The organism is Microbacterium sp. UBA1097 (assembly GCF_002313585.1).
GTDB lineage: Bacteria > Actinomycetota > Actinomycetes > Actinomycetales > Microbacteriaceae > Microbacterium.
The window spans coordinates 1-16737 of record NZ_DCBW01000032.1 but is presented as its reverse complement, the minus strand read 5'-3'; the positions used below and the strand labels follow the sequence as shown (position 1 = coordinate 16737).

Annotated in this window: 14 protein-coding genes; 7 read left to right on the top strand and 7 right to left on the bottom strand. The window is 68.1% G+C overall.

The features are described from left to right. The coding region (locus B4F19_RS07980) for a phosphate signaling complex PhoU family protein (RefSeq protein ID WP_292733968.1) at positions 1-478 on the top strand (478 nt) is incomplete at its 5' end. A gap of 78 nt (positions 479-556) precedes the next feature. On the opposite strand, the gene B4F19_RS07975 is transcribed toward B4F19_RS07980, so the two are convergent. After that, complete coding sequence (locus tag B4F19_RS07975) at positions 557-1306, bottom strand: phosphoglyceromutase (protein ID WP_292733965.1); 750 nt, start codon at positions 1304-1306, stop codon at positions 557-559. A 108-nt stretch (positions 1307-1414) separates the two neighbouring features. Here B4F19_RS07975 and B4F19_RS07970 point away from each other — a divergent pair, with 108 nt between their 5' ends. Then, positions 1415-2236, top strand: coding sequence for a class I SAM-dependent methyltransferase (locus tag B4F19_RS07970; RefSeq protein ID WP_292733962.1), 822 nt, complete (start codon positions 1415-1417; stop codon positions 2234-2236). A gap of 14 nt (positions 2237-2250) precedes the next feature. Here B4F19_RS07970 and B4F19_RS07965 read toward each other — a convergent pair whose 3' ends face one another. The 4 genes from B4F19_RS07965 to B4F19_RS07950 all read right to left on the bottom strand — a co-directional run bounded on the left by B4F19_RS07965 (position 2251) and on the right by B4F19_RS07950 (position 5578). Beyond that, entirely contained in the window at positions 2251-3396 is a 1146-nt protein-coding gene (locus B4F19_RS07965; protein WP_228176830.1) for an FUSC family protein, read from the bottom strand. Beyond that, positions 3393-4502, bottom strand: coding sequence for a YgfZ/GcvT domain-containing protein (locus B4F19_RS07960; protein ID WP_228176829.1), 1110 nt, complete (start codon positions 4500-4502; stop codon positions 3393-3395). Before B4F19_RS07960 ends, B4F19_RS07965 begins: the two co-directional genes overlap by 4 nt. Continuing rightward, positions 4502-5113: an FABP family protein gene (locus B4F19_RS07955; protein ID WP_228176828.1), complete on the bottom strand. Its 612-nt coding sequence runs from the start codon at positions 5111-5113 to the stop codon at positions 4502-4504. The genes B4F19_RS07960 and B4F19_RS07955 overlap by 1 nt, the downstream gene beginning before the upstream one ends. A 174-nt stretch (positions 5114-5287) precedes the next feature. Beyond that, positions 5288-5578, bottom strand: coding sequence for a hypothetical protein (locus tag B4F19_RS07950; protein WP_292733960.1), 291 nt, complete (start codon positions 5576-5578; stop codon positions 5288-5290). Positions 5579-5657: 79 nt separating this feature from the next. Between B4F19_RS07950 and B4F19_RS07945 the strand changes: the two genes are divergently transcribed. The 4 genes from B4F19_RS07945 (at position 5658) to B4F19_RS07930 (ending at position 10144) form a co-directional block, all read left to right on the top strand. Beyond that, on the top strand, positions 5658-6356 hold the full coding sequence (locus B4F19_RS07945; protein ID WP_228176826.1) for a response regulator transcription factor: 699 nt from the start codon (positions 5658-5660) through the stop codon (positions 6354-6356). A gap of 100 nt (positions 6357-6456) precedes the next feature. Continuing rightward, positions 6457-8622, top strand: coding sequence for an RNA degradosome polyphosphate kinase (locus tag B4F19_RS07940; RefSeq protein WP_292733957.1), 2166 nt, complete (start codon positions 6457-6459; stop codon positions 8620-8622). A gap of 29 nt (positions 8623-8651) precedes the next feature. Next, positions 8652-9590: an NUDIX hydrolase gene (locus B4F19_RS07935; protein ID WP_292733971.1), complete on the top strand. Its 939-nt coding sequence runs from the start codon at positions 8652-8654 to the stop codon at positions 9588-9590. Then, positions 9587-10144, top strand: a complete 558-nt coding sequence (locus B4F19_RS07930; RefSeq protein WP_228176824.1) for a chemotaxis protein CheY — start codon at positions 9587-9589, stop codon at positions 10142-10144. Before B4F19_RS07935 ends, B4F19_RS07930 begins: the two co-directional genes overlap by 4 nt. Here the strand turns inward: B4F19_RS07930 and B4F19_RS07925 are convergent. Together B4F19_RS07925 and B4F19_RS07920 are read right to left on the bottom strand one after the other, a co-directional pair. Then, positions 10141-11511, bottom strand: a complete 1371-nt coding sequence (locus tag B4F19_RS07925; RefSeq protein WP_292733954.1) for a M1 family metallopeptidase — start codon at positions 11509-11511, stop codon at positions 10141-10143. The two genes, B4F19_RS07930 and B4F19_RS07925, sit on opposite strands and share 4 nt — an antisense overlap. Beyond that, positions 11508-15527, bottom strand: a complete 4020-nt coding sequence (locus tag B4F19_RS07920) for a Pls/PosA family non-ribosomal peptide synthetase (RefSeq protein ID WP_292733951.1) — start codon at positions 15525-15527, stop codon at positions 11508-11510. The genes B4F19_RS07925 and B4F19_RS07920 overlap by 4 nt, the downstream gene beginning before the upstream one ends. Positions 15528-15703: 176 nt before the next feature. Between B4F19_RS07920 and B4F19_RS07915 the strand changes: the two genes are divergently transcribed. Continuing rightward, positions 15704-16737: phosphate ABC transporter substrate-binding protein PstS (locus B4F19_RS07915; RefSeq protein WP_292733948.1), on the top strand; the 1034-nt coding region annotated here is incomplete at its 3' end.

The window sequence follows — 16737 nt, the reverse complement described above, 5'->3', positions numbered from 1 at the left end:
GATCATGGCCCGCCAGCAGCCCGTAGCCCGCGACCTGCGGATCGTCGTGATGGCTCTGCGGGTGAGCGCGTCGCTCGAGCGCATGGGCGACATCGCCGAGCACATCGCCCAGCTGACGCGGTTGCGCTTCCCCGAGCGCGCCATCCCCTCGGGACTGAAGTCGACGTTCCAGAAGATGGGCGAGCTGGATGTCGAGGCTGCCCGGAAGCTGACGCAGCTTCTGGACACCGAGGACCTCGCTCTCGCCGACCAGATCCGTGACATCGATGACCAGGTCGACGATCTGCACGTGAGCGTCTTCGAGAAGGTCCTCAGCGACAGCTGGTCGGGCGAGCCCGCGCAGACGGTGGATGCCACCCTCGCGAGCCGCTACCACGAGCGCTTCGTCGACCACGCCGTCTCGGTCGCCAAGAAGGTGCAGTACCTGGCAGAAGGCGGCGAGTTCTACGCGAGCGATGGGACAGCCACGGGAGAGTAACTCTCCCCCTCCGGCTCACGAGAAGAGCGGATGCCTCACGCGAGGCATCCGCTCTTCTCGTGAGATTCGGGTCTCGGCTTACTTCTTGCCCTGAGCAGCCACGGCGGCGGCACCAGCAGCAGCGGCCTCGGGGTCGAGGTACTCGCCGGGACCGAGGGGGACGAGGTTCTCGTCGAGCTTGTAGACCAGCGGGATGCCGGTCGGGATGTTGAGCTCGGCGATGTCGGCGTCACTGATGCCGTCGAGGTGCTTCACGAGGCCCCGCAACGAGTTCCCGTGCGCGGTCACGAGCACCGTCTTGCCGGCGCGCAGGTCAGCGGCGATGTCACTCTCCCAGTAGGGCATCATGCGATCGATGACGAGCTTGAGGGATTCGGTGCGCGGCACCTCACCATCGATCCCGGCATACCGCGGATCGTGGACCTGGCTGAACTCGCTGTCATCATCCAGCGGCGGCGGCGGCACGTCGAACGAGCGGCGCCACAGCATGAACTGCTCGGGCCCGAACTCTTCGAGGGTCTGCGCCTTGTCTTTACCCTGCAGCGCGCCGTAGTGACGCTCGTTGAGGCGCCAGGTGCGCTTCACGGGAATCCAGAGACGGTCGGCGGCATCGAGCGCGATGTTGGCGGTCTGGATGGCGCGGCTCAGCAGCGACGTGTGCAGGACGTCGGGAAGGATGCCCTGCGCGGCCATCAACTCCCCGCCCCGGCGGGCCTCGGCCTGCCCCTGTTCAGTGAGCCGCACATCGACCCATCCGGTGAAGAGATTCAGCTCGTTCCACTCGCTCTGGCCGTGTCGGAGAAGGATCAACGTGTATGGCTCGGTCATGGCCCTCATGATATCCGGGCCAGGTGTCCGACAGATGGCGCGGTGGGCCGTGAAAGCCCTCGCGCGCACGGGCTCGGACGCGCGCGCACCGCTGGCATCATTGGGGGCGTGTCCTCTGCTCCTTCCGCGCCGACCGGGCGCCCCACGCGGGGCACGACAGGCACGAACCGGTTGCGCCGCGTCGACCGGTGGATAGCGCGGCATCCCGTGCTCCGTCGCGCATCCGACCCTCTGATTGTCGACCTCGGGTACGGCGCCACCGGCATCACGACCCTCGAGTTGGCTGCGCGCCTGTCGCCGGTGAGGCCCGACATCGACGTGTTGGGCCTGGAGATCGACCCCGAGCGGGTCGAGCGAGCACGCGAGCAGTTGCGAGCGGTCCGCGCGGGCCTCACGACGTTCGACCCCGACACCCGGGTCTCGTTCGCTCGGGGCGGCTTCGAGGTCCCCGCGCCCCGGCGCCCGACCCTGATACGCGCCCTAAACGTGCTGCGCCAGTACGACGACGTCGACGTCGAACCAGCCTGGTCGCGCATGGCAGGTCGCCTCGCGCCCGACGGACTGCTCGTCGAAGGAACGTGCGATGAGATCGGGCGGGTCATGACCTGGGTCGTGGTCGGGTCGGACGCCGCACCTCGGTCACTGACCGTCTCGCTGCGCCTGGCTGGACTCGAGTCGCCGGCAATCGCCGCCGAGCGCCTCCCGAAGGCCCTCATCCACCGGAACGTTCCCGGTGAGCCGATTCACGCATTCTTCCTGGATCTGACGCGGGAATGGGAGCGCGCGGCGCCGCTGTCGACGTTCTCGCCGGCCCAGCGGTGGAAGGCTAGCCTGCAGGCGATGCACGACGCCGGCTGGCCGCTCATCGGACGTCACCGGTGGCGACTGGGTGAGGTCACTGTCCCGTGGGCGTCTGTCGCGCCGCGCTGACCAGCACCGGGTACTCAGATGCGCGGAACGGTATGGGCGGCATCCTCGCCTGACATGCCGGCGGCGGTGAGCAGGTCAACGGCAAGCGGCCGAAGCGCCGCGATGAGGTTCTGATCACCGAGTGTCGCATCGGGAAGGACCACGGCAGGATCGAGCCGCACCGCGACGGCGCGGAGCGTTTCACGGGCGACAGGCTCCAGCGAGATGTCGCGCAACGACTGGGCGATGAGATCAGCCCCGCGACCGAGGTCGGCCAGCAAGTCTGCAGCGACCTCTCGCGGCTCGCGGTCATCGACGAGGTACACCGTGCGCCGCGCGATCACGCGCAGGTTTCGGCACGCGAAGTCCATCGACTGCCAGATGCGCTGGTGGCGGGCGATCTCATGCCGTTGCGATCGCAGGAAGGGCGAGATCCGCGCGATCCCCATGCCGGATTCCAGTGTCAGGCGCCAGTCATCGATGTCGGCCTGCAGCGCTCGCGCCTTTTCGAGGCCCCGCTGCGCGCGAACGCGATCTCCGCGGCGCAGGGCGCGGATGATCGTCTCGGTGGCGCTCTGGAAGCGGGTGAACAGCACCTCGCCGGAGGCGACCTCCGTGCGCTGCGGGCTGCGCGGGATCAGCGCTGTCACCAGCAGCGCCGCGACTCCACCGACGACTCCGTCGATCAGCCGCAGCATCGGAGAACTGGTCGGGACGATCATGACGATGAGCGACTGAATCGCCGCCGCTATCGCAAACCCCGGCTGGGGCGAGAGGAACCGTGCGACGGCGAGGGTTGCGGCAAGTGCGAGGCCCAGCTGCCACCATCCGCTGCCGGCGACCAGGAGCAGCACTTCGGCCACAAGGATGCCGATGATCATGCCGATGACGGTCTCGAGTACGCGGCGCGGCCGAGCGTCGCGCACAAGTCCGAGGCTCGAGACCGTGACCGTCGCGGCAAGCAGCGGCGCCGGGTGTCCGAGAACGTACGCGGCGAAGGCGTAAGCGCCAGTCGCGGCGACCACGATCTGGACGATGGCGATGGATGACGCGCGCAGCCGCGTCCATCCGGGAAGCGGGCTGAACCTCGTCCACCACCGCACGCGAACCGGAAGTGTCAGCGGTGCAGTCTCGTCGGGTGCTGCCGGCCGCGGCGAGCGCGGGTCCTGCCCTGCGCTCACGGCGAGGGAGGGGACGCCGCCGCGCGCCGGGAGAGCCGAGGCAGTCGAGGAACGGATGCCGCGGCGCCGGCCTCGGGTGGCACGATCGTCTCGAGCCTCGCGGCTACAGCGCCCTCGGCCGTCTGGACAGTCGCGTCACCGTCAGGGGTCGTGCGTCGCACGAGCGCAAGTCCGATGGGTCCGTCATCCACATGCAGGGCGACGGAGGTGAGCACGCCCACCTCACCACTGGCGATGTGGACCTTGGAACCGGGCGGGGGGAGGATGCTGTCGGCACCGTCGAGGTGTACCGCCATGAGCCGGCGGGGAGGGTGCCCCAGATTGTGCACCTTCGCGACGGTCTCTTGGCCGCGGTAGCACCCCTTGGTCAGGTGCACGGCGGTTCGGAGCCAGTCCACCTCATGCGGCAGAGATCGTTCGTCGACCTCCCGCGACCAGCTGGGGCGCCATGCGGCAATACGCAAGGCGTCGACGGCGAGCGCGCCGGCCAGCGACACCTCGCCCGCTGCGGCGGCTTGCGCGATTCGGTCGCGCTCGGAAGCGTCGACGATGACCTCGACCCAGTCCCGTGCCTGCCCCGGATGCTCGCCGACCGCGTACGCGTGCCCTCCGGCCGTGACGCCCGGCCACGGATCGCGCCAGACGAGTGGAACTCCGGCAGGCGAGAAAGCGGTGAGCCCTGCAGCATCGGGTGAGACGGCACCGATGACAACCACGTCACCGACGAGCTGGATCTCAACGCGCATGCGGAACCGCATCTTGGTCAGCCACGCCGTCAACTGTTCGGCATCCGCTGCGTCGACCAGGAGCCAGGCGGTCTCGCCGTCGTCGACGATTCCGGCGGCGTGCTCGATGTGACCGTTCGGGTCAAGGATCAGCAGCTCGCTGCTTTCTCCCGGCATGAGACCTGCGACGGCTTGCGAGGTGATCGAGTCGAGCCACGCGAGGCGATCGGGACCGGCGACGCTGACCACTGCACGGTTCTCGAGCGGTGCGACAGCGTCGCCGCGCAGAAGTCGACGCTGCTCGGCAAGGGGGTTCCCGAGGTGCATGAGGATGCCGCCCTCAGCCACAGCCCCGGGTACCCGCTCGAATGCGGATGCCATCAGTCGGCCTTCGCGAGCCGAGCTGAGGCGTGGGACGCGAGCGATCCGCCGAGCGCTGCGATATCCCACGCCCACAGGAGGTGACCATCGACCAACCCGTACATGCGGGTCGCTGCGGAGTAGACCTTCGCCGATGCGGTGCGGATGACGGCATCCGTGGCGATATCGATGCGAGGCCCGCGGATCTGCCCGAGGTAGAGCTCGCAGACACCATCGGAGTGCACGAGCGAGACCTCGATCTCGAACCCGCCCTCGGGAGTTCGCAGGGCTTCGACGTCGTCGACCGTCAGCGGCGAAGCAGCGGCAGCCGCCGGGAGCAGGCCGGGACCAGGCACGGCGTCGGTCGCGGGGATCGCCAACCGCCAGTACCCGGTTTCGCTGACCAATGCTGTTCGTGGCCCAGCAGGATCATCCGCGTCCAGAAGCCAGGCCTGTGCGGAATAGTTCAGGTGATCGCCGCCATCGTGGCTGAAGCTCACCCGGTGATGGAACTCGCCCGTGAAGTGCGTGTCGTCAGTGTCGTAGTCGATGACACCGGTGCCCTCCCACACGCCGACGAGCCACGACAGTGGCGCGAGTTCGGCGGGGAGGTCGGTGGGAAGATCGATCACGGCGCGTCAGCGCTGGCCGCGGTACAGGTTCTTCACGACGACACCTGAGACGAACACGATCGCCAGCGACGCGAGCGCAAGCAGGCCCACGAAGAAGAGTTCGAGCGCTACGAGGTCCATAGATTCCACTCTATCCCGGAATCGCCCCGCCTGAACTGCTCACGCTCGGGGGGGTCAGCGCGGCGCGATCGAGGCGAGCCCGAAGCCGAGACTGATCACGCCGAGCACGATGGCCGAGCCCAGGGTGCTCAGCGCGACGCGCTCAACGAAGGCCTGCGAGCGCCCATAAGCCAGCTGCACCGCGAAAGCCAGCACGACGCAGAGCCCCAGAGCCACGCCGAGCCACGCGATGCGCCATTCGGCAGGAACAAAAAAACCGATGATCGTGCCGGCGATGGCGGCGGCCACCCAGACGGCGACGATCCCGCCGAAGGCACGGCGTGGAGCAAGCGGTGGCAGGTCCATCGCCCTATTGTCTCCCATGGTGGGGTGACGCCCTAAACTGAGGGGCGCGGTGCGCCTCCGGCACCGGGAGGATGTCAGCGTGGCACAGCTATTGGTTCTGAGTTCCGCCCCAGGCGGAGGCCCAGCCCTGCCCGCCCTCGAACTGCTGAGTCACCGCACTCGCCAGATCCCCGCCGAGCCCGCGCAGCTGGTGAACGCGCCCAGCGCCGACATCGTCTTCGTGGATGCCCGCACCGACCTCGTCGGGGCCAAATCGCTGTGCAAGATCCTGGGCACGACGGGGCTGGATGTGCCGCTCATCCTCATCGTGACCGAGGGGGGCCTGACCGCGGTCTCGCCGGACTGGGGCGTCGATGACGTCATCCTGGTGACCGCGGGCCCTGCCGAAGTCGACGCGCGGGTCCGCCTGGCAATCGGACGAATGGCGAAGGAGCAGGTCTCTACCCGCATCCAGACCTCGGGGATCACGATCGACGAGTCGTCGTATTCCGCGAAGGTGCACGGGCGCCCACTTGATCTCACCTACAAGGAATTCCAGCTGCTCCACTTCTTCGCGACGCACCCCTCGCGGGTCTTCACGCGCGAACAGCTGCTCAGTGAGGTGTGGGGCTACGACTACTTCGGGGGCACACGAACCGTCGACGTGCACGTCAGACGGCTGCGCGCCAAACTCGGCGATCTGGAACAGCTCATCGGCACCGTGCGCAACGTCGGCTACCGCTTCAACGTGTACGAGGATGACGCACCTCCGCCCCCGCGCGAACGCGCTGACGCATAACGGCCGCGGCACGACAGCGTCGCACCCTCGAGTTCCGGTACGTGCACGCCTCAGCAAAACTGTTTACGCGCGAGTCACGTTGCGCTGACAGGATGGACCCATGATCGACCACGAGGTTCTCGACACCGGGCTCGGCGACGAAGATGACGACGACTTCGACTCAGCGGCAGCAGACGATGAGCTCCTGCCCATTGATCGCTTTCTCGACCGCGAGTTGAGCTGGCTGGCCTTCAATCAGCGCGTGCTCGAATTGGCTGAGGATCCGGGGATCCCGCCGCTGGAGCGCGCGAACTTCCTCGCCATTTTCGCGAGCAACCTCGACGAGTTCTTCATGGTCCGGGTCGCTGGGCTCAAGCGCCGCATCGTCACCGGACTCGCGGTGCCCACGAACATCGGCACCTCTCCCGAAGACACGCTCGCCGATATCTCGGAAGAGGCGCATCGACTGCAGCTGCGCCACGCCGACGCGTGGAGCCGCCTCGTCGCGCCGTCGCTTGCGGAGGCCGGAGTCGAGTTCGTCTCGTTCGCCTCGCTCGGCGATGACGAGCGCTCCCGCCTGTCTGACTACTTCCACGACCAGGTCTTTCCTGTTCTCATGCCGCTGGCGGTGGACCCAGCCCACCCCTTCCCCTACATCTCGGGCCTCTCCCTGAACCTGGCGATCCGCATCCGCAACGCGCGGACGGGTCGTCAGGAGTTCGCACGCCTCAAGGTGCCGCCGATGCTGCCCCGGTTCGTCGAGATCTCGCGAGAGGGCGAGCGGGTGCGCTACCTCGCGCTCGAAGACCTCATCGCGAACCACCTCGGCGATCTGTTCCCGGGAATGGAGGTCTTGGACCACCACGCGTTCCGCCTCACGCGAAACGAAGACATGGTCATCGAAGAGGACGAGACCGAGAACCTCATCCAGGCTCTCGAGGCAGAACTCATGCGGCGCCGGTTCGGCCCTCCGATCCGCCTCGAGGTGACCGAGGACATGGACGAGCTGACGCTGAAGCTGCTGATCAGCGAGCTCGATATCACCGAGCAGGAGGTGTACCGCATTCCCGGCCCGCTGGACCTGCGGGGACTATTCGGCCTGAGCCGCCTGAACCGGCCCGAGCTCAAGTACAAACCGCACCTTCCCACGACCGCTATCGCGTTCCAGCCGGGCGACAACAACGAGCGCTCTGACATCTTCAGCGCCATCCGCACCGGGGATGTCCTGGTCCACCATCCGTACGAATCGTTCGCGACGAGCGTTCAGGCATTCCTCGACCAGGCGGCCAAGGACCCCCAGGTGCTCGCGATCAAGCAGACGCTGTATCGCACCTCAGGCGACAGCCCCATCATCCAGTCACTCATCGACGCTGCCGAGGCCGGCAAGCAGGTGCTCGCGCTCGTCGAGGTGAAGGCCCGCTTCGATGAGGCCGCGAACATCGTGTGGGCGCGCAAGCTCGAGAAGGCCGGCGTCCACGTCGTGTACGGCCTCGTCGGCCTCAAGACCCATTGCAAGCTGGCCCTGGTCATCCGCGAAGAGGAGGGGACGCTGCGCAGCTACTGCCACATCGGCACCGGCAACTACAACCCCAAGACCAGCCGGATCTACGAGGACTATGGGCTGTTCACGGCCGATGAGCAGGTCGGGCGGGACCTCACGCGCCTGTTCAACGAGCTGTCGGGCTACGCGATCGAGAAGAAATTCAAACGCCTGCTGGTTGCGCCGCTGCACCTGCGCAAGGGGCTGCTGCGACTCATCGAGGCCGAGCGTCGCAATGCTGCCGAAGGCAAGCCCGCACGCATCCGGATCAAGGTCAACTCGATGGTCGACGAGCAGATCATCGACGCGCTCTACCGTGCGAGTCAGGCCGGTGTGCCGGTGGAGATCTGGGTGCGCGGCATCTGCTCGATCAAGCCGGGAGTGCCGGGACTGAGCGAGAACATCACGGTGCGCAGCATCCTCGGCAGGTACCTCGAGCACTCACGGATCTTCGCGTTCCACAACGGCGGTGACGAGCAGATCTACATCGGCAGCGCCGACATGATGCACCGCAACCTCGACCGCCGGGTCGAGGCTCTTGTGCGGGTGACCGACCCCACCCACCTCGCACAGCTGATGACGCTCTTCGACCTCGCGATGAGCGATGCGACCAGCTCCTGGTGGCTCGACGCCTCCGGCACGTGGGTACGCCACCACCTCGATGAGCACGGCAATCAGCTCGTCGACCTACAGGATCAGACCATGAACGATGTGCAGAGCCGGCGACGGGCGCGGGCAACGCGATGACCGACGCTCTCACCGTCCCGGACCCCACCATGTCAGAGAACATCGTTTACGCAGCCGGCGGCGTGCTGTGGCGCATCGTTGAAGGCAAGCTCCGCATCCTGTTGATCCACCGCACGCAGTACCGCGACGTGACCCTTCCCAAGGGAAAGGTCGATCCCGGCGAGACTCTCGCCGAGACCGCCGTCCGCGAGATCCACGAAGAGACCGGCATCCGCGTCTCCCTGGGCGTCCCCGTGGGTGTCTCGACCTATCACATGCCCTCCAAACGCGACAAGATCGTGCACTATTGGGCGGCGGAGGCCACGGACGCAGCGATCAAGGCATCCTCGTTCGTCCCGAACAAAGAGATCGCGGCGCTCGAGTGGGTCTCGGCCAAGAAGGCGCGCGCCAAGCTCAGCTACCCGGTTGATGTCGAGATCCTGGACAAGTTCCTCGAGATCCGCGACAAGGATGTGCTGCGCACGTTCCCGATCATCGCGCTGCGCCACGCCAAGGCGGTGCCCGCCGACGAATGGGACGGGCCGGATGCCTCGCGCCCGCTGGCTCCTCGCGGACGCAAACAGGCTAACGCCCTCGTCGGACCGCTCCTCGCGTTCGGCGCGCGCCGGATCGTGTCGAGCCCCGCGGTTCGGTGTGCCAAGACCGTCGGCCCGCTCTCTGCCGCTCTGGGGCGCCGTGTCGACTATTCGCCGCTGATCAGCCAGGATGCGTGGGAAGAGGGTGCGACCGACGCCCGCACGGTCGTCGGGCAGCGCGTGCGCTCCCGCAAACCGGCGGTGTTGTGCAGCCACGGCCCGGTGCTTCCCGAGATCATCCAGGAACTGGCGATGGCAACCGGATCGCTCATGGGTTCGCACCTGGGTAACGCCTCAGGGCTGGCAACCGGAGGTTTCTCCGTCGTGCACCTGTCCACCGACAATCCGGGTTCGGGGATCGTCGCGATCGAGACGCACCAGCCTCCCGCGTGAGCGGGCTGATCCGGCTCGGCTGGGCCGTGGCTGCGGATCGTGACTCCCGACGCGAGACCGCCTGGCGGCTCCTGCGCGACCTGATCGGCCAGTCCGGCATCCGGCTCTCGAACAGGTGCCCGCGCTGCGGTGGTGACCACGGCCCCGTGGAGCTCGAGGGCGCGGCGGTTACCGCGAGCGTGTCGTACGCAGCCGAGTGGGCTGTCGTGGCACTGGCACCCGCGGAGGCCGGGAGCGTGGGGGTGGATGCCGAGCCCGAGGTCGATACTCGGCGCGACCGGGCAGGTCTTGACGGTGTCCTCGGCGCGGGATCTGCGTCCGCGCGCGATTGGGTGCGGGTGGAAGCCGCGCTCAAGGCCGATAGGCGGGGACTGCGGATCGAACCCGGAGCGGTTCACATCCTGGGCGGCACCGGCACTGACCAGGGTGCAGGCGCGTCGTGGCGTGCCCGCGTCCCGGGGCGCGCGGATGCGGTTCTCGGCTGGGATCTCACAGGACCCCCGGGGATTCTGGTCAGCGCCGCACTCGCTCGCATCGAATCTGCCGACGCCTAGCGCGACGACTTCTTCTTTGCGGAGCTCTTGGACGCACCCGGCCCCGGTGGGAGAGAGGGAAGCGGACCGTCGTCCAACCAGTCCTCCAGCAGCGCCTCGAGGTCGTGACCGGCCTCGGCGACGAAGCGCCGGAAGTCGGCCGTAGTAACGCAGGCGTTCGCGTACGCCGCGCACCACCCGCGCAGCAGATCGAAGAACGGCTCGTCGCCGATCGTCAGACGCACGGCGTGCAGGGTCAGTGCCCCGCGTTTGTAAAGCCGGTCATCGAACATGAGGTCGGCGCCGGGATCACTGATGACGAGGTCCTGCGCGAGATCCGCGAGCTTCGCGTGAGCCCGGCGGGCAGCGCCATCGGCGGTCTCCGCGCCGGCCGCCTCGAACCAGAGCCACTCCGCGTAACAGGCGAATCCTTCGTTGAGCCAGATGTCACGCCACCGCGCCACCCCGACGCTGTTGCCGAACCACTGGTGGGCCAGCTCATGAGCAACGAGTCGCTCCGAGTCGGGGTCGAGGTGGTTTGCGCCGAAGACGGCGGTGCCCTGCGCCTCCAGTGGGATCTCGAGCGGATCCGCTGTCACCACGATCGTGCAGTTCTCCTGCGGATACGGCCCGAACCGCTCCTCGAACGCCGACATCATGCGCGGCAGGGGCCCGAGAGCCCGCTTCACGTCGGCGCGAAGGGACGGGGGTGAGGCAACGACGATGCGATCATCGAGCCGGTGCGATTCGAACTGTCCCACGTAGACAGCAACCAGGTACGTCGCCGTCGGCACTCCGATCGTGTACTCGGCGCTGACCTGGCCGCCCGAGCGCGTACGCGACTGCAGTACGCCGGTGGCGACAGCGGTGTACTCGGCATCCGTCGCGACTCGGATGGTGTAGGTGGCCCGGTTACCAGGGCGATCGTTGCACGGGAACCACGTCGGCGCGCCGATCGGCTGCGATGCGACGAGCGAGCCCTCGGTGAGTTCCTCCCAGCCGATCGTCCCCCAGCGGGATCGGCGGGGCGCGGGCGCGCCCGCATACTCGATCGTCAGCGTCAGGGTCTCCCCCGGTTGCATCGTGCGCGGCAGGGTGACGCGGAGCTTGCGCGGGCCCTGCTTGTGCGGCGTGCGACGCTGTCCCTCGATGCGCACCCGACTGACCCGAAGGCCGACGAGATCGAGCGCGATCGACGACGTCGCGACCACGATCCGGATGCTGAGGGTCGCGCACCCCTCGAGCCTGTTGTTGCGGACGCGGTAGCTCAGATCGAGCGCGTAGGCCTCGACGTCGAACGAGGTGTCGCCGCTCTGGGGAGTGTAGGCGTCGTGGGTGCGCGCCTCGGGGGTCTCTGCGCCAGCTTGCTCGGTGCTGTTCGGACTCACGGGGCCGCCTGGTACGCGCGGATCTTCACCGCGCGCCACGGGCCGATGGGGTTTCCGCTCCACCGAGAACCGACCGGAACGCTCTCGCCGCGCATGACCAGCGAGGCGGGCCCCACGGTTGCGTGAGCGCCGATCGAGGCCGCGGGCAAGATAACCGAGTGCGGGCCGAGCGTTGCGCCGGGTTCGAGGGTGACGGCATCCATACTCATGATCCGATCATGAAACAGGTGAGTCTGCACAACGCATCCCCGGTTCACGGTGGATCCGTCGCCGAGGTGCACGAGATCCGGCTCCGGCAGCCAGTAGGTCTCGCACCATACTCCGCGGCCGACTCGTGCACCCAGGGACCGCAGCCACACCGCAAGTGCCGGGGTTCCGGATGCCGCACGCGCGAACCACGGCGCCGCAACCATCTCGGTGAAGGTGTCGACCACCTCGGTGCGCCACACGAAACTCGACCACAGCGGATGATCGCCCGCGCGGATCGGACCGACCAGTGCCCACTTGGCGGCTGTCGTGGCAGCAGCCGCCGCCGCGCCGGCGACGAGCATGACAATGCCAGACAGCAGCACCGTCCACCACGGTCCAATGCTGTCCCACAGGGCGGCCAGGGTCATGAGCACTCCGAAACCGATGAGCCCCGTCACGAACACGGGAACGATCCGCGACAGCTCCCACAGGCTCCGCGCAACGCGCAGTGCTGCGGGCGGCTCATAGGTGCGGGACTCATCGACACTGGCCACGACCCGTCGGAGGCGCACTGCCGGGGACCCGAGCCAAGACGACCCCGCCTTTGCCTTCGCCGGCGCCGCAGAGAGCACCGCGATGAGTCCGTCCTTCGGCACGCGGTGCCCTGGCGCGACCATCCCGGAGTTGCCGACAAAGGCACGCTTGCCGATCCTGACACCGTCGACACGCATCCATCCGCCGCCGAGCTCGTAGGAGGCGACCATCGTGTCATCGGCAAGGAACGCGCCATCGTCGATGGTGGTCATCGACGGAATCAGCAGCACCGTGGATGCCTCGACGTTGCGTCCGACTGACGCGCCCAGCATCCGGAGCCAGATGGGCGTGAACAGACTCGAATAGAGGGGGAACAACACGGTGCGTGCCGAATCGAGCAGGCGCTCGGTCGTCCACACCTGCCAGCCGAGCCGGCTGCGCACCGGGTAGGTTCCCTCGCGAAGGCCGAGCGAGAGCAGGCGCACCGCCAGCACGACGGTGCCGGCGAAGACCACACCGGCGATCAGGATGCCGGGCACGAGCCACGCGAGGCCGAGAAGCGTAGCCTCGGCGAGCGTCTGCGCGTCCCGCATCGCGAGCGCCATGACGCCGGCGCCGGCGGCGAACGCGACGATCGGCAGCAGGGCAAGGCCAAGCGAGGAGGCGATGTAGGCCCAGAGCCACCGGTGGGGAGCGGGCGCGTGTTCCGCGGGCCAGTCGGCGGCGGGCTCGCCGACCCGCACCGCGGGCGAGCCTGCCCACGCCTGGTCGGGCTTGACCCGTCCGAACACCGCCGATCCGGGAGCTACCCGCGCCCGTCGACCGATCTTTGTGCCGGGAGCCAGCGTGCTACGGGCACCGATCACGGCATCCGCATCGATCCGGATGCCGCCCACGCGCACCGTGTCGCCATCGACCCACGTGCCGCTGAGATCGACTTCGGGGTCGATCGCCGCGTTGTCGCCGACCTCCAGCATCCCGGTGACAGGGGGCAGCGTGTGCATGTGGACGTCGCGGCCGATCGAGGCCCCCAGCGCCCGCGCGTAGTAGGTGACCCACGGCGCTCCGACGAACCCGACGGCGTCGACCTGATCGGCGATCTGCTCGGCCAGCCACAGTCGCAGGTGCACGCCGCCGCCGCGCGGATAGTCACCGGGTTGCAGTCCCGCGAGCAGCGTTCGGGCCGCGATCACCGCGATCGACATGCGCCCGAACGGGGTCGCGAAGACGAGGAGGCCGATGACGAGCACCCACCACGGCACGTCCGGGAGGAACGTAAAGCCACCGCCGAGCTGCAACAGCGCGCTCGCGGTGAGGAGGTAGAGGAGCCACCGGATGCCGGACAGGATGAACAGCGGCGCCCCGAGCAGGGTCTGGGCGAGCCGTGTGGTGGCCGGGGTGGGGACGGCGCGGTGGAACGCGGCGGCAGACGCGTCGGCGGCGGCATCCGTTTTCGGAAGAAGGGACGCCATGGCCCCGAGGCGGGGCATGTCGTAGATGTCGGCGACCGTGAACTCGGGAAGCCGCACCCGCACCCGCGAAGCAAGCTGCGCAGCGGCGAGCGACCCGCCGCCGAGGTCGAAGAAATCCGACCCGCGATCCTCAGCGGGAACACCGAGCACAGCCTGCCACTGCTCAGCCAGCCATGCCTCGTTCTCGGACAGCCCCGCAACCGGCTGCTCTGCCCCGGGAACCGGCCACGGCAGCGCTGCGCGATCGACCTTCCCCGACGTGCGCGCCGGAAGGTCAGGCAGCAGCGCGAACAGGGGCATGATGCCGGCGGGCAGGCGGTCTGCGAGGAACGTTCGGGCTGCGGCACGATCGAAGAGGTCGGGATCGTCGACGACGATGTACCCGACCAGGACGGGGTTGCCGGCCTCCGACGTGCGAACCGCGGCAGTCGCGGCGGTGACCCGGGGAAGATCCTGCAGGGCAGCCTCGACCTCACCGAGTTCGATGCGCCGCCCACCGATCTTCACCTGATCGTCGGCTCGCCCCAGAAAGACGAGCCCCTCGGGTTCGTAGCGCACGAGATCGCCCGAGCGGTAGGCGCGATCCCACCCCAGCGTCGGCATGGGAGCGTACTTTTCGGCATCCTTCGCCGGGTCGAGGTAGCGAGCGAGCCCGACGCCGCCGATGATCAGCTCGCCGCTCTCCCCCTCCGAGACCGGGACACCCTCGGCATCCACCACCGCAAGCGACCAGCCCTCGAGAGGAAGCCCGATGCGGACCGGGGCGTCGGGCACGAGCGGCGCAGCGCACGAGACGACAGTCGCCTCGGTAGGACCATAGGTGTTCCAGACCTCGCGGCCCTCGGCTGCCAGGCGCGTCCCGAGTTCGGGCGGCACAGCTTCCCCACCGAAGATCAGCAGCCTGACGTTGTCGATCGTCGAACTCGGCCACATGGCGGCGAGTGTGGGCACGGTGGAGATGACCGTGATCCCCTGTCGCGCAAGCCAATTCGCAAGATCCACCCCGGAGCGAACCAGGGCACGCGGTGCAGGAACGAGGCAGGCTCCGTGCGCCCACGCGAGCCACATCTCCTCGCAGGACGCATCGAACGCCACCGACAGTCCCGCCAGGACCCGGTCGGAGGTCCCGAGCGGCTCCTCCTGCAGGAACAGGCGACTCTCGGCATCCACGAACGCCGCCGCACACCGGTGCGTGACAGCAACACCCTTGGGGACCCCAGTGGAGCCGGAGGTGAAGATGATCCACGCGTCGTCATCCGGCGACGGCTGGGCGAGGACGTCGAGCGCTCGCGTGTGCCCCGCGGGGGCCTCGCCGGCGAAGAGGTCCTCATCTTCGTCGGCTTCCTCGTCGGCGGAGCCATCAATGGTCGGAATCTCGGCCGTCACATCCGACGGTTCCGCGGCGTTCTCACCGGACGCGTGCGCACTCGGGGAGTACAGGCCGCGACCGGTGATGACACCGCGAACGCCCGCCTCGCCGAATACGAGGGCGGCACGCTCTTCCGTGTCATCCGCGTCGACCGGCACGTATGCAGCGCCGGCAGCCATCACACCGAGGATGGCGACGTAGAGCTCCTTGGTGCCCGACGTCATGCGGATGCCGACGCGATCGCCATGCCGCACGCCAGCGGCCACGAGGCGCGAGGCGGTAAGAGCGACCCGGGCAGCGAGCTCCCGGTAGCTCACCGCCGGCCCCGCGCCGTCATCGATCGCGGAAGCCTGGGGATGGCGACGCACCGTCTCTTGCAGGATGTCGACGAGCGTACGCGGCGCAGCGGCGTGAGCGGCCCGATCGAGAACGGCCGACTGGTCGAAAGTCACCGTTCGACGGTACCGGGGAGCGTGTGGCGAGGAGCGGGAAACACTGCAGACCGCCCGAGCCCGTTTACCTGGTGTTCACCTCTACCAACCGATCCCTTAAGAGTCGCTGTCTACCGTCACCTCAGTGCCCTGCACCGGGCCCGCCACAAATACCCCGACACAGTGAAGGATTCACAGTGAAGATCACCCGCTTCGCCCAGCTGGGCGCTGTCGCCGCCGTCGCCACCCTCGCGCTGGCTGGCTGCGCCTCGAACGAGTCCAACGGTGGCTCCGCCTCCGAAGAGCCCATGGAGTCGACCCTCTCGGGCACCATCGGCGCGACCGGCGCTTCGTCGCAGACCGCCGCGCAGGAGGCCTGGGTCGCCAACTTCCAGACCGCCAACCCTGACGTGACCGTCAACTACGAGCCCACCGGCTCGGGAACGGGCCGCGAGAACTTCATCGCCGGCGCGAGCAACTTCATCGGCTCGGACCGCGCGTTCAAGCTCGAGGAGATCGAAGAGAACACCTTCGCCGCGTGCGCGGACGGCGGTTCGGCCGGCATCGTCGAGATCCCGGTATACATCTCGCCCGTGGCCGTCGCCTTCAACCTCGAGGGCATCGAGTCGCTGAACATGACCGCCGATGTCATCGCGGGCATCTTCGCCGGCCAGATCACCAACTGGAACGACGAGGCCATCGCGAGCCTCAACGACGGCGTCGAGCTCCCCGACCTGGCGATCTCGCCGGTTCACCGCTCGGACGACTCGGGCACGACGGAGACCTTCACCTCCTACCTCTCGGCGGCAGCTCCCTCGGTGTGGACTTACGAGCCCGACGGCGAATGGCCGATCGAGGGTGGCGAGGCTGCACAGGGCACCTCGGGTGTGGTCGACGCGACCCGCAACGGAAGCGGCACCATCGCCTACGCCGACGCTTCGCAGGTCGGCGGCCTGGGCACGGTCTCGGTCGGCGTCGGTGGCGAGTTCGTCCCCTACTCGGCTGAGGCTGCCGCGATGATCGTCGACTCCTCGCCGCTGCAGGACGGCCGCACCGAGGGCGACATCGTCTTCGACATCGACTACGCGACCGAAGAGGCCGGCGTGTACCCGATCGCCCTCGTGAGCTACGAGATCGGCTGCGTTGAGTACGAGGACGCCAACGTCGCAGAGCTGGTCTCGGCGTACTTCACCTACATTGCCAGCCCCGAAGGCCAGGACGCCGCCGCTGA